This is a genomic window from Mannheimia varigena (assembly GCF_013377235.1).
Lineage (GTDB): Bacteria > Pseudomonadota > Gammaproteobacteria > Enterobacterales > Pasteurellaceae > Mannheimia > Mannheimia varigena.
In genome coordinates, this window is record NZ_CP016226.1 from 406,670 (window position 1) to 420,562 (window position 13,893).

11 protein-coding genes and 1 tRNA gene are annotated in these 13,893 nt (G+C 39.4%); 8 read left to right on the forward strand and 4 right to left on the reverse strand.

Annotated elements, in window-relative coordinates; genetic code table 11:
- Positions 1–5 precede the first annotated feature (5 nt).
- The 3 genes from A6B40_RS01790 (at position 6) to A6B40_RS01800 (ending at position 2,987) form a co-directional block, all read left to right on the forward strand.
- Positions 6–1,982, forward strand: coding sequence for an exoribonuclease II (locus tag A6B40_RS01790; RefSeq protein WP_176671375.1), 1,977 nt, complete (start codon positions 6–8; stop codon positions 1,980–1,982).
- Between the two features lie 52 nt (positions 1,983–2,034).
- Positions 2,035–2,847 carry a bis(5'-nucleosyl)-tetraphosphatase (symmetrical) ApaH gene (apaH, locus tag A6B40_RS01795; RefSeq protein ID WP_176671376.1) on the forward strand — a complete coding sequence of 271 codons (813 nt, stop codon included), beginning with the start codon at positions 2,035–2,037 and terminating at the stop codon, positions 2,845–2,847.
- 63 nt (positions 2,848–2,910) lie between these two features.
- Positions 2,911–2,987 (forward strand) — tRNA-Val (locus A6B40_RS01800).
- Between the two features lie 55 nt (positions 2,988–3,042).
- On the opposite strand, the gene A6B40_RS01805 is transcribed toward A6B40_RS01800, so the two are convergent.
- The 4 genes from A6B40_RS01805 to A6B40_RS01820 form a co-directional block, all read right to left on the reverse strand.
- On the reverse strand, positions 3,043–3,648 hold the full coding sequence (locus A6B40_RS01805) for a DedA family protein (RefSeq protein WP_025217404.1): 606 nt from the start codon (positions 3,646–3,648) through the stop codon (positions 3,043–3,045).
- 1 nt (position 3,649) lies between these two features.
- On the reverse strand, positions 3,650–4,666 hold the full coding sequence (gene purR / locus A6B40_RS01810; protein ID WP_025217405.1) for an HTH-type transcriptional repressor PurR: 1,017 nt from the start codon (positions 4,664–4,666) through the stop codon (positions 3,650–3,652).
- A 218-nt stretch (positions 4,667–4,884) separates the two neighbouring features.
- A complete protein-coding gene (cmoA, locus tag A6B40_RS01815) occupies positions 4,885–5,613 on the reverse strand; it encodes a carboxy-S-adenosyl-L-methionine synthase CmoA (protein WP_025217406.1) in 729 nt (242 codons plus the stop codon).
- A 3-nt stretch (positions 5,614–5,616) separates the two neighbouring features.
- Positions 5,617–6,399 (reverse strand): alpha/beta fold hydrolase, encoded by a 783-nt coding sequence (locus tag A6B40_RS01820; protein WP_176671377.1) that lies wholly within the window; start codon positions 6,397–6,399, stop codon positions 5,617–5,619.
- Positions 6,400–6,517: 118 nt separating this feature from the next.
- On the opposite strand from A6B40_RS01820, the gene seqA reads away from it, so the two are divergent.
- The 5 genes from seqA (at position 6,518) to mepA (ending at position 13,891) form a co-directional block, all read left to right on the forward strand.
- Positions 6,518–7,087: a replication initiation negative regulator SeqA gene (seqA, locus tag A6B40_RS01825; protein ID WP_176671378.1), complete on the forward strand. Its 570-nt coding sequence runs from the start codon at positions 6,518–6,520 to the stop codon at positions 7,085–7,087.
- Positions 7,088–7,090: 3 nt separating this feature from the next.
- Positions 7,091–8,509, forward strand: a complete 1,419-nt coding sequence (menE, locus tag A6B40_RS01830) for an o-succinylbenzoate--CoA ligase (RefSeq protein WP_176671379.1) — start codon at positions 7,091–7,093, stop codon at positions 8,507–8,509.
- Positions 8,502–11,885, forward strand: coding sequence for a mechanosensitive channel MscK (gene mscK / locus A6B40_RS01835; protein WP_236966873.1), 3,384 nt, complete (start codon positions 8,502–8,504; stop codon positions 11,883–11,885). Before menE ends, mscK begins: the two co-directional genes overlap by 8 nt.
- Positions 11,886–11,887: 2 nt before the next feature.
- Positions 11,888–12,970, forward strand: a complete 1,083-nt coding sequence (gene aroC / locus A6B40_RS01840; RefSeq protein WP_176671380.1) for a chorismate synthase — start codon at positions 11,888–11,890, stop codon at positions 12,968–12,970.
- Positions 12,971–13,063: 93 nt separating this feature from the next.
- On the forward strand, positions 13,064–13,891 hold the full coding sequence (gene mepA / locus A6B40_RS01845) for a penicillin-insensitive murein endopeptidase (RefSeq protein ID WP_176671381.1): 828 nt from the start codon (positions 13,064–13,066) through the stop codon (positions 13,889–13,891).
- Positions 13,892–13,893: the final 2 nt, after the last annotated feature.

Below are 13,893 nucleotides of genomic sequence, written 5' to 3' on the forward strand. Positions count from 1 at the left end.
AAAATATGTTCCAAAACAATCCCCTTTTAGCCCAGCTAAAGCAACAAATCGAAGCGAATAAAGAGTATGTGGAAGGCAGAGTAAAAGCCTCCGATAAATCTTTTGGCTTTTTAGAATGTGATAAAGAGAGCTTTTTTATTCCGCCAGCGGAAATGAAAAAAGTGATGCACGGCGATACCGTGAAAGCGGTAGTAAAACGTGAGGGCGACAAAGCCTCGGTGGAAATCGACAGCTTAATTGAGCCGATGCTAGAGCGTTTTATCGCCCAAGTGCGTTACAACAAAGAGGGCAAATTGCAACTGGCGGTGGATCACCCAAGCATTAAGCAAAACCTACCTGCCAACACGCATAAAAAAGTCACCGAAACCTTAGAAAATGGCGACTGGGTTGTGGCTCAGCTGAAAACTCACCCATTGCGTGATGACCGTTTTTTCTTCGCTCAAGTGACTCAATTTATCTGTAAAGAGAGCGATAATTTTGCTCCGTGGTGGGTGACTCTCGCTCGCCACGAACAGCCTCGTGAGCCGGTGGCTAACGAAAAAAGCTACGAATTGCACGATGAATTAGAACGTGAAGATTTAACCCATCTCTACTTCACCACCATCGACAGCCCAAGCACGCAAGATATGGACGATGCCTTATTTGTTGAGCCAATCGAAGAAAACGGCTCACAAACCGGCTGGCGTTTAGTGGTGGCGATTGCCGATCCAACCGCTTATATTCCGGAAAAGTCCAACATCGAAAAAGCCGCTCGCCAATGTTGTTTCACCAACTATTTGCCGGGATTTAACATTCCAATGTTGCCTCGTGAACTGTCGGACGACCTCTGCTCGCTTGTGCCAAATGAAAAACGTCCTGCTCTCGTGGGCTTTATTGAAACGGACCTAGAGGGTAATTTAACCAAAGAGGCGACTTTCACTTCAGCGTGGGTGGAATCAAAAGACCGCTTGGCTTACGACAACGTATCTGACTATCTTGAAAACGTGGAAAATGCGTGGCAGCCGCAATCGGCAGAAACCAAACAGCAGATCGACTGGCTACACCAATTCACCCAGGCTCGTATTCAATGGCGAGCAAAAAATGCGTTGCTTTTCAAAGAGCAAGGCGATTATAAATTTGAGCTGAACGAAGATGGCTCGGTGAAAGATATTCACGTTGAATACCGCCGCATTGCTAACCAAATGATTGAAGAGTCGATGATCCTCGCTAATATTTGTTGTGCAAAATTCTTGTCGGAAAATGCCAAAACCGGCGTATTCAACACGCACTCAGGTTTTGATAGCAAAAATTACGAGTTAGTGAAATCGTTCTTACTCCAAACCTTAGCTACCGATGAAAACCGTGAAGCCTTGGCAGAACGTTATTCGGCTGAACGCTTGATGACCTTAGACGGCTACTGCGAAATGCAACGTGATATTCAAGATTTCCCAGAAAGATTCTTGGAACTCCGCCTTCGCCGTTACTTAACTTTCGCTGAATTTAAAGCCGAAGTTGCCCCACATTTTGGCTTAGGTATTAGCCACTATGCAACTTGGACATCACCAATCCGCAAATATGGCGATATGGTAAACCACCGCTTAATCAAGCAAGTACTGTTAGGCAAACAAGCCTCAGCTGTAGAAGAAAGCGTACTAGCTCGCCTGCAAGAAGCCCGTCGTCAAAATCGCCTAGTGGAACGTGATATTGCCGACTGGCTCTACGCCCACTACCTATTCCCAATGGTGGAACAAGCGGTCGAATTTGAGTGCGAAATTGCAGATATATCTCGTGGTGGCTTGCGTGCAAAAGTGATTAACAACGGAGCTCAAATTTTCGTACCATTCTCAACTTTACACGACAACAAAGACGAAATGGACTACCGCCAAGAAGAGCTGGCTCTTTACATCAAAGGCGAAAAGGCCTACCAAATCGGGCAAGAAGTGAAAGTGAAGCTCACCGAAGTTCGCGTAGAAACTCGCTCGATTGTGGGCAATATTATCTAAACTTGTAGGGACTAATTGCAATTAGCCCCTACCCTATTTTGGGGGAAAATTAATGGCAACCTATATCGTTGGTGACTTACACGGCTGTTTTAACGAATTTCAGCTTTTATTGGCACAAGTGAATTATAATCCGAGTGAAGACGAGCTTTATTTAACCGGCGATTTGGTCGCCCGTGGCGAAGATTCTCTCGCTTGCGTGCGATTTGTGAAAGATCCAGCTAATAACGCTAAAACCGTGCTGGGCAACCACGATTTGCATTTGCTGGCAACCTTGCTTGGCATTAAAAAAGTCAAACCAAACGATAAAGTTGATCCGATTTTTGCGGCGGAAGATCGTGCCGAATTGCAAAATTGGCTACGAAATCAACCGCTTGCAATTCACCACCCAACACACAAATTTCTACTTACCCACGCCGGCGTTAGTCCGGAATGGGATCTCGCTACTACCCTTGCTTGTGCAGCAGAGGCAGAAGCGGTACTAAAAAGCGAAGATTACGCCGATTACATCGCTCAAATGTATGACAACAAGCCAGAGTATTGGAGTGCGGATTTGCAAGGCATTGACCGCTGGCGTTATATCATCAACGCCTTCACCCGAATGCGTTTTTGCTACACCGACAAGCGGTTAGATTTTGATTGCAAATTACCCGTTGAAGAAGCCCCAAAAGAGCTTGTGCCGTGGTTTGAGTTAGATAATCCACTGTTTCAATCCCAAGCTCTTTTATTCGGCCACTGGGCAAGCCTGATGGGAAACTGTTCTCGCCCGAATATCTACGCTCTAGACACCGGCTGTGCGTGGGGCAGCCATCTAACAATGCTCCGCTGGGAAGACAAAAAACTTTTTACCCAAAAGCGTTTAAAATAAAAGCAGTCAATAAAGGGGCTATTGCACTACTACCGTTTTTCCCATAGAATACGCCCCATCTATGCGACTATAGCTCAGTTGGTTAGAGCACCACCTTGACATGGTGGGGGTCACTGGTTCGAGTCCAGCTAGTCGCACCATATTCCAAAGCAAAAGGCTATCAATTTGATAGCCTTTTGTCATTTTAGTCTAAATTTATTTTGCTGATTTCGCCTTTTTACTTCTATACCATTTCCAGCCAAAAAACAAAATAACAATTCCAAGAATGGCAAAAATAGCATGCTGACCATTACTAACCTGTTCTTTTAACCAACCTAAGTTAGATGCACCATAATCCCCTAAATAAACCCAAATTGGTACAGAGATAATTGCTGCAAAAAAATCAACAAGTAAGAATTTTCCAAAGCTTACTTTTCGAGTAATACCTGATACTAGATATACAACAGCACGCAAACCAGGTAAGAAACGAGCCATAAAGAGTAACTTCCAACCTTGTGTTTCAAAACGTTCTTGTACCATAGCAAAACGCTCAGGTGTAGCAATTTTTCGGATAAATGGAAACTGTAGAATTTTTTCGCCATAGATTCTGCCTAACCAGTACATCGTGCTATCGCCAATGAGTACACCAAGCATACTGACTACTAACATCCAATGCACGTTAGTGTAACCTAGTCCTGAAATTACACCACCCGAAACTAAGGTTATATCTTCTGGAATAGGTAAACCAAAACCACACGCAAGTAGAACAAGAAATACTGCCCAGTAGCCATAGCTACTAAAAAATTCAATTAACGTTTCCATATCACTCCTTAATTGTTAAATTTCTTACTGATTTGCGTTTTACTAATTCCGGAAAGAACTCTAAAACTTTAGGCTCTTTCGCTTTTTCATTATTCTCTATACGCTCTAGTAATAGCTCTAAAGCAGCAGCCCCTAAACGTGATTTTGATTGATGTACTGTAGTGAGCGGTGGTGCATAAAAGCGTGAGCTGTGTACATTATCGTACCCGATCACAGAAATATCTTGCGGTACATTTAAGCCTTTTTCAGTAATAGCAGAAATTGCCCCCAATGCCATCACATCATTGAAGCAAAAGACCGCTGTGGGTAGCTCTTTATGTTTGAGTAAATTATTCATACACTCATAACCACCTTCTGGTTCAAAATCACCTTCTTGAATCCATTCATCACGAATGGACAAACTTGCATCAGTGAGTGCTTTTTTGACCCCATCAAAGCGAGTGCGAGCAAGTTCTTTATCCAGACTTCCCGTAATCACAGCGATATCTTTATGCCCATTTTCAATTAAATGATTTGTTGCCAGATAACCGCCATCAAATCCATGATCTAGGATTACATCAGCTCGAGCATCACTCATTCCCCAATCCATAATCACCATTGGGATATTAGTCGTTTCAAAAATATCAAATGAATTATCAGTATATTCAGAACACATTACTAAAATACCGTCCACTCTTTTTTTAATCAACATATCTAAGTGATTTTGAATTTTTTCTGATTTATTTTGAGTATTACATAAAAATAGCGAATAGCCTTTACTGTAGCAAAACTCCTCTACCGCCAACACAATTTCCGCAAAAAATGGAGATTCGCTAGTTGTGATGATCATTCCTATCGATTTAGTAGTATTAATTTTTAAGCTACGAGCAACCGCGCTAGGCGAATAATTTAATGTTTTTATAGCCTCCCAAACAGCCTTTGTCGTATCTTCAGCCACAAAACGGGTTTTATTAATCACATGTGAAACCGTTGTAGTTGAGACCCCAGCTTGTTTGGCGACATCTTTTATCGTTGCCATACCATTTCCCTTAAAATTAAGTAAGTGCGCATTATAACCGATTCTACCTAACTTTCTTTTGTTATAAAGAAAAAAACGAAGTACAAGTGGTTAATATTTATCAAATATTTGCAAAAAAATAATTAAAAATTATTCATAATCCTTGCAAGGATTGTTCACAGTTTCACTGCCGTTGGTAAAGCCAACGTTCAAAAAGTAATACTTTTTGTGACCCCTTGTTACGATTTAATTGCAACCATTGAGCCGAAATTAAAGCATTGAAACCATAATTCGACTTGTTCAAATCCCACCTTTTTTAAACGTTTTTTATGGGTTTCAATACTATCTGTTCGCATTACATTTTCTAATGCATTGCGTTTTTGGCTGACTTCTAATTCACTATAGCCATTCGCTCGTTTGAAAGTATGGTGAAGATCGATCAATAACTCATTCATTTCTTCACTTTCAAAAATAAATTTTTCTGATAACACCAGAATCCCCTTTGAATTTAGTCCTTGATAGATTTTTTGTAATAGCGTAAGGCGATCTTCTCTCGGCAAAAATTGTAGCGTGAAGTTTAACACCACCATTGAGGCGTTCTTGATTTCAACTTGGCGAATATCATCAAGTAAAATCTCAACAGGAATATCAGACTGGTAGGCATTTAAATGCGTTTTACAACGTTCAACCATCGGTTGAGAATTATCCACCCCAATAATCTTTACATTTTTTGCTTTTATATTCCGACGAATAGATAAAATCCCCGCTCCTCTTGAGCAGCCTAAATCATAAACGGTTGAATTATCTGTTACAAATCGTTCTGCCAACATTCCAATAGCAGTAATAATATTAGAATAACCCGGCACAGAACGTTGGATCATATCTGGAAAAACTTCCGCCACCGATTCATCAAAAGTAAAATCACCCAATTTTTCAATAGGTGCTGAAAATAAAGTATCTCTTTGCATTTTTTATTTCCCTAAAAATTTATTAATGGCTCGTACAACAGCTTCCGGTTTTTCAGCGTGAACCCAGTGATCGGCATTTGCCACAATAAAGGATTTCGCTTGCGGAAATTGTTTCAATATGGTTTCCGTATGCTCTGCCTGAATATAATCCGACAATGCTCCTTTAATAAAAAGCGTTGGTTTATCCACAAATACGTCGTTCCAATTCATCAAATTCTGATAATTTTGACTTAATGCCATTAAATTAAATCGGAAGGATTGTTCGCTTTGAGCATCAAAGGATTTCAGCATAAATTGCTGAACACCTTCATCTGGAGTATGCTCTGCCATTATCAATTTTGCTTGTTGCCGAGTTTGAGGCTTCACCGCTTTTACCGCAAATAAGCCTTCAATAATCTGTTTATGGCGGTTTTGCGTATAGGTTACAGGGGCTATATCAATCACAATTAATTTATCAACCAATTCCGGTACAAGATTGGCTAATGCCATCGCACTTTTGCCCCCCATTGAATGCCCTACAATAATTGTATTTTGGATATTCTGTTCAATGAGTAGTGCTTTTAAGTCTTCAGCAATCAGAGAATAATTCATTTCTGATGAATGAAAAGATCTACCGTGATTTCTAAGATCGACCCTCAGCACGGCATAATCTTCTGCAAACGACTTGGCAATAATGCCTAAATTATTCATATCGCCAAATAATCCGTGTAAAAATACCATTGTTTGGGCATTTGGATTATTTGTAGCTGGCTGATAAAGAAAATTTAAACCTGATTTTTTTGTCATATAAATGTCTTTTTTAGCATAAATTTTCCAACAAGATCCTCTATAAAATTGCCAAGAAATGCGTATAATAGCACAGATAATTAACGCTATTTTATATTCAAAAAGAATGAGGATCCCGATGAAAAGAATCGAAATTGATGATGAATTATATCAATATATTGCCAGTCGTACACAATCTATTGGTGAAACGGCATCAGATATCTTACGTCGCTTACTAAGATTACCGCAATCGCCTCAGCCTTTTGTGTTAGTTCAAGAGCATATGATCAACGAGTTAAAAGAACTGGTTAAAACGCCTTCTCGAACAACAAGCAAAAAAGATGATTTCAATGCAGAGAAAACCGTCGCTAAATTGGAAGATATTTTAAACTCAGAACATTTTATGAACGAAAATAAAAATGTTGTGCGTTTTATTATGTTATTAGCGGCATTATATCGTTCTAATCCTATCGCTTTTGCCAAAGCAACCGAAAAAGTGCGTGGTAATGAACGCATCTATTTCTCTCAAAGTGAAGAAGAAATTTTAGCAACAGGCAGTGGTGTGAAAGCCAAACAAATTCCTGATTCGCCATTTTGGGTGATTACCAATAATAATACAGCTCGCAAAGGGCTTATTTTAAAAGGTGTAATGGAATCTATGCAAGTACCGGCTAAACTGATTGAGCGTATTCAAGCCCTTTTTGTATAAGCAATGGTGCTTCACTCTTCTTTATTTCCTACTCAATTTTGGGCTGAAAAAACAGCCCAAGATATTGCTATTATTCGGGAAAAGGGAAAAAACGATTATTTCCCCCATCTCCCAGCTCAACTGAGTTGGGTGGAATTTCAATATTTACTTCAACAAGTATGTGCTATTCTAAAAACTCAAAATGTTACTACTGAATGCTTAGTTGCTTACTGTGGTGTTAATCGTTTTTGCGGGTTACTTGTCTATTGTGCCACACTCTCGCTAGGAGCAAAAATCTTAATGCTCAATCCGGCACAAACTCAAGCACAACAACAAACCATATTAGAAGAAACGAGTGTTGATGTTTTTATTACCGATAATACATTTGAAAATTTTTCGGCAAAAACAACCGCTTGTAGCCATTTACCTAACCTTGATTTTGAACAACCTGCCACGCTCACCTTAACGTCTGGTTCAACAGGTATGCCAAAAGCAGCAGTACATTCAATTTCTGCTCATTTATATAATGCCGAAGGCGTGTGTGAATTAATGGAATTTGAAAAAACACATTCTTGGCTATTGAGCTTGCCTTTATTCCATGTTTCAGGACAAGGCATTGTTTGGCGTTGGTTACTTAAGGGGGCAACATTATATGTGAATGAGAGCAAAGATGCCTTTTTTACTTTGCTCAAACAAGTTAGCCACGCATCGCTTGTGCCAACACAATTACAACGCTATCTAGCTCAATTAGACTATGCAGCAAGTCAAAAATGTTTATTAGGCGGCACAGCTATTCCATCAGAACTTGTGGCTCAAGCTCAACAGCAAGGTATTACCACCTTTTCTGGCTATGGAATGACTGAAATGGCTTCTACCGTTTGTGCAGTAGAAAATGAATTGGACAATGTAGGTTATCCTTTAAATCATCGAGAAGTCAAACTGGAAAACGGTGAAGTATGGGTAAAAGGGAAACCACTTGCATTAGGTTATTGGCAAAAAAATAGTAAAATTCGACCACTTGTAAATGAACAGGGCTGGTTTGCCACCAAAGACAGAGGTGAATGGAACAGCAAAAAACAACTTGTAATAAAAGGGCGATTAGATAATATGTTTATTTCAGGTGGCGAGAATATTCAACCTGAAGAGATCGAACAGATCATTTTTCGCTCAAACCTTGTGGAACAAGTGTTTATTCTGCCGATTGATGATAAGGAATTTGGGCAGCGACCGATTGCAATTGTACAATTCAAACAACCTAATTTAGCACAAGAGGTTAATAAATTAAAAATTTGGTTGTCTGATAAATTAGAAAAATTTAAACAACCTGTTGCTTATTACCTGTTGGATACTGAACAATATCACATGCAAGGAACAATCAAAATTTCACGCAAACAATTACAGCAAGATATACAGAATAAAAGAATAAAGGAAATCTATGTTTAAACCGATGTTAAAAACCGCTTTTCTCAGTTTAGGGCTGATATTTGCTACAAGTAACTCTACTTTAGCTGAAATTCCGCTCCAAAAAGCAGTGCAAGGCCAACTTGATAGTGCAAAAAAATTAGATCAAGCTGATGCAAATAATAAAGCCTTAGTTCAAACACTTGAGGATACCCTTTCGCTTCTCTCTCAAATTGAGAAGCAAAAAGCAGACAATGAAGCATTGAATAAATCTATTCAAGATGCTCAAAAAGCCTTAACAACCAGTCAAAACAATCTTGAAAAATTGAAAGCGATTGTTGTACCAAGCGCAGAAACCTTAACGCAAAAATCAACTACTAATTTACAAAAAGAACTTACTGCTGCACAAGCTAAGCTTGAAACTGTACAGCACGATTTAAGCCTAATCAATAATAATTTAGTTGCCCAAAATACTGCACCTGATAAAGCACAGGCCTCACTAACTGAAATGGTAAAACGTAAGCAGGAAATTAATGCTCAGCTTTCGGCTGCCAATATTCAAAGTGAGCTTCAAGCTAAATTAGAAGCAGAACTTGAATTAATTGAGTTAAAGAATACTTATAACCAAACATTACTAAATGGAAGTGAAAATTTAGCTGCAGTTTATTCCTCGCAACTGGAAGAAAAAAGACAAGAGCAGCAAAATCTACAAACTGAAATTGCTAATTTACAAACTGCAATCAATAATCAGATTGTAGAAGAATCAAAAAATAAATTAGAACAAGCACAAGCGGTTCAAAATCAGCAAAATAATGCAACAGCTAATCCTATTATTTTGCGTGAGTTGGATCTAAACACCAAAATAACCCAAGAATTGCTTGAGCAAACTAAAGATATGACACAGTTATCACAAGATAATTTGCGAATTAAAAGTGTGCTTGATAATTTACAACAAACTCAACGTAATATTGAAGAGCAAATTAGCTCATTACAAGGCACGTTAGTGCTTTCTCGTATTATTAATAAACAAAAGCAATCTTTACCACAAGATGAAATAATTTCGGGTATTCCTAAACAGATTACTGATTTACGTGTACGTGTTTTTGATATAACAGAATTGAGGGATTCTTTTACGAATATCAATACTTATATTGATAAGTTAGAAAAAGATGGAAAAACGACCTTTACTGCTCAAGAAAAATCACAGTTAACCACTATTTTACAAGAGCGTTCAGCCACTTTATCTGAAATGCTTAAATCATTAAATAGTCAGCTTAATTTATTGATTAATATTGAATTGAACCAACAACAGGTTCAAACCATTAGTGATACTTTACAACAAAAACTGCAGCAACAAAGCTTCTGGGTAAAAAGTAATAGCCCGATGGACTTAGAATGGTTCAGTAAATTTATTGATATCGCTCACTATCAAATTCTGGATATTGGTAAAAAACTCAATTTTTCAAACTGGCGTGATAACATTGTGCCAGCAGGTATTTTAGTAACTATTTTACTATTACTTGCTGCCTTTATTAATCGCCAAAAAGATAAAATTAAGCAAAAGCTACACCACATCAATAATCGATTAAAGATTGTAGCAACAGACAGCCAATGGAATACTCCGCTCGCTATTTTCTGGAGCTTAGTGCTTTGCTTACCAAGTACTTTCATTTTCTTAGCTGGCTTCATCGCTATTACTTATATTTCATTTGAAAATCCACAAGAGGTATGGGCTTGGGGATTAAAAATGGCTACTTATTGGCTTTACTTTGCTTTCTTAGTGGCAATGTTACGCCCTCACGGCATAGGTCATATCCATTTTAATATGCCACAAAAAAGTAATGAAATTTTCCGAAATATTTTAAGGCGCTCAGTTTGGTTAATTGCATTATTGCTTAATACCTCGATTTTTACAAAATTAGAAACGGGTGTTTCTTACGATGTGCTTGGGCAAACGATGACAATCCTTGTCTTAATTTTAATGATCTGGATGATTGCGCCAGCCTTTAGACAAGCTATTTCTACTTATGAAAATGTAACACATCAAGAAACCAAAGAATCAAAAAGTATTCCTCTAACGATCGTGAAATTAGTCTTGCTCATTGCACCTATTGTTCTGATTGTTCTCATTGTTTTGGGCTATTACTACACAGCATTAGTGATTATTGAGCATTTAATTGCTTCCTATTTTGCAATTATTACTTGGATTATCGTTCGTAATGTTCTTTACCGTGCATTCTCAATTTCTGCACGTCGTCTTGCTTACAGACGTTTGCAAGAAAAAAGAGAAGCTGCTGAAGCTAAAGCTCGTGCCAAAGCGGAACAAAATAACGAAAATCCGGATGGTGTTGAAATTCCATTTGAGTTAAAAGAGGATTCCATTGCCGTAAGCGAAGTGAAAAATCAAATGTTGAAATTAACCGATTTCGTACTTTGGATTGGTTTATTCGTACTCCTCTACTGGGTGTGGTCAGATTTAATTACCGTTGCCCTCTACTTAGATGGCGTAACCTTGTGGCAACAAAGTGTAACCACAGAGGCTGGCATTGTGATGGAATCTATCACACTACTGAATTTACTCACTGCTATTTTGATTATTGTAGTGATGGTGGTGCTCATTCGCAACTTAAGTGGTTTGCTCGAAGCTCTTATTTTCTCACACTTTAAGTTATCGCAAGGTACGCCATATACCATTACCACGCTATTAACCTATTTGATTATTGCGCTAGGAGCAATATTTGCATTCGGTACATTAGGGGTATCTTGGAGTAAGCTCCAATGGTTACTCACCGCACTTTCCGTCGGTCTGGGTTTTGGTATGCAAGAAATCTTTGCAAACTTCGTTTCTGGTATTATCATCTTATTTGAACGCCCAATGCGTATTGGCGATACGATTACAATCGGCACGTATAGTGGTACAGTCTCAAAAATCCGTATTCGTGCCACCACATTAGTTGATTTTGATGGTAAAGAAGTTATCGTACCAAATAAAGCATTCGTAACCGAACGCTTGGTAAACTGGGCATTAAGCAGCACGGCAACCCGTATTATTGTGCAAGTTGGTGTTGCGTACGGTTCTGACGTAGAGTTAGTTAAACGCTTGTTACTGCAAGTCGCCGAAGAAAATCCAAAAGTACTGAAAGATCCACAACCAAGAGCTTATTTCCTTACATTTGGTGCAAGCACATTGGATCACGAATTAAGAGCTTATGTGAATGATTTATCTGATCGCAACCCAACGATTGATGCACTTAATACACGTATCCATCAGCTCTTTAATGAACATAATATTGATATTGCATTTAACCAATTAGATGTGTATATCAAAAACAATGACACACAAGATGAAATTAAAATAGGCTCAAAACGCTTTGATTTTGAACTACCAAATAACATAACAACAAAAGAAAAGGAATAAAGATGGCAGGCAACAGCATTGGACAATTATTTAAAGTCACTACTTTCGGCGAATCACACGGTATTGCATTAGGCTGTATCGTAGATGGCGTGCCACCAAATATGACATTAAGTGAAGCTGATTTACAGCCTGATCTAGACCGCCGTAAACCCGGCACTTCACGCTACACTACCCCTCGCAGAGAAGATGATGAAGTGCAAATTTTATCTGGTGTATTTGAAGGTAAAACAACGGGAACAAGCATTGGTTTAATCATTAAAAATGGCGACCAACGCTCACAAGATTACGGCGATATTGCTGAGAAATTCAGACCGGGACACGCTGATTATACTTACCAACAAAAATACGGTATTCGTGATTATCGTGGTGGTGGTCGTTCATCTGCTCGTGAAACAGCAATGCGTGTTGCAGCAGGAGCTATTGCCAAAAAATATTTGCGTGAGCAATTTGGGATTGAAGTACGTGGCTATTTATCTCAAATTGGTAATGTAAAAATTAACCCGAAAACGGTTGAAAATATTGAACAGATTGATTGGCAAGCTGTCAATAGTAATCCATTCTTCTGCCCAGACCCGGTTGCAGTTGAAGGCTTTGACGCTTTAATTCGTGATCTGAAAAAAGAGGGCGATTCAGTAGGTGCAAGACTCACTGTAATTGCCGAGAAAGTGCCTGTTGGTTTAGGTGAGCCGGTATTTGACCGCTTAGATGCCGAGCTTGCCCACGCTTTAATGTCTATCAACGCAGTGAAAGCGGTCGAAATTGGCGATGGTTTTGCCGTAGTGGAACAACGTGGTAGCGAACACCGTGATGAGATGACCCCAGAAGGTTTCCTTTCTAACCATGCAGGCGGTATCTTAGGTGGCATTAGCTCCGGCCAGCCGATTATCGCCCACATTGCGTTAAAACCGACTTCCAGCATCACCATTCCAGGCAGAAGTGTGAATAAAAACAACGAGCCGGTTGAAGTTATTACTAAAGGCAGACACGACCCTTGCGTGGGCATTCGTGCTGTGCCAATTGCAGAAGCGATGATGGCAATCGTATTGCTGGATCATTTACTTAGATTTAAGGCTCAATGCCGTTAAACTAAAAGTTCAAGCGATTGATTTGTTACTCTTGTTTGCAAAAAAATCCACAAATTTAACCGCTTGGATGATTTATATAAACTCGGAAAAATAATGAATTTACTTAAAATAGCCTTTATTTCAATTCTAGTAATCGCAGCTACCGCAGCCAATGCAACTCAATGGGAAAAAATTAAAACCCCAGTTCAAGGTAAAGCTCAATCTATTGGGGGATATAGCAATGGTTGCATTATCGGTGCTAAGCCATTAGCCTTAAAAGGCGAAGGTTACCAAGTAATCCGTTCTGCAAGAAACCGCTATTACGGACATCCACAACTACTCGATTACCTCACTAACTTAGCCAAAAGAGCAAAAGCCGCTGGTGTGCCAACCATTCTGATTGGTGATATGGGAATGCCTGCAGGTGGGCGTTTCTCATCAGGGCACGCCTCTCACCAAACTGGGCTTGATGCGGATATTTGGTTCAGATTTGGTCCAATGGATGATGAAACGGCGAAAAATCCGGCAGGGCTTGCTACGCTGATGGTGAATCGAAATATCCAACGAGTGGACGACAATCTTTGGAATCAACACCACACCAATTTGGTGAAACTCGCCGCCGTCGATAGCCGCGTGGATCGCATTTTCGTTAATCCTGCCATTAAGGTGAAATTGTGCCAAACAGCAGGCTCAGATCGTGGCTGGTTGCGTAAAATCCGTCCTTGGTATGGACACGACTCACATTTCCACATTCGCTTAACTTGCCCGGCTGATGCGGCAAGTTGTGAAAACCAATCACCGGTGCCGGCAGGCGATGGCTGTGGCGAAGAACTTTACTCTTGGTTTGAGCCAAAGCTGGATACAGGCATACCAAGATCTAAAGTCTTACCAACACCACCGGTTCAATGTCAGATGATTTTATCTGAACAAGGTTTGAATTAATT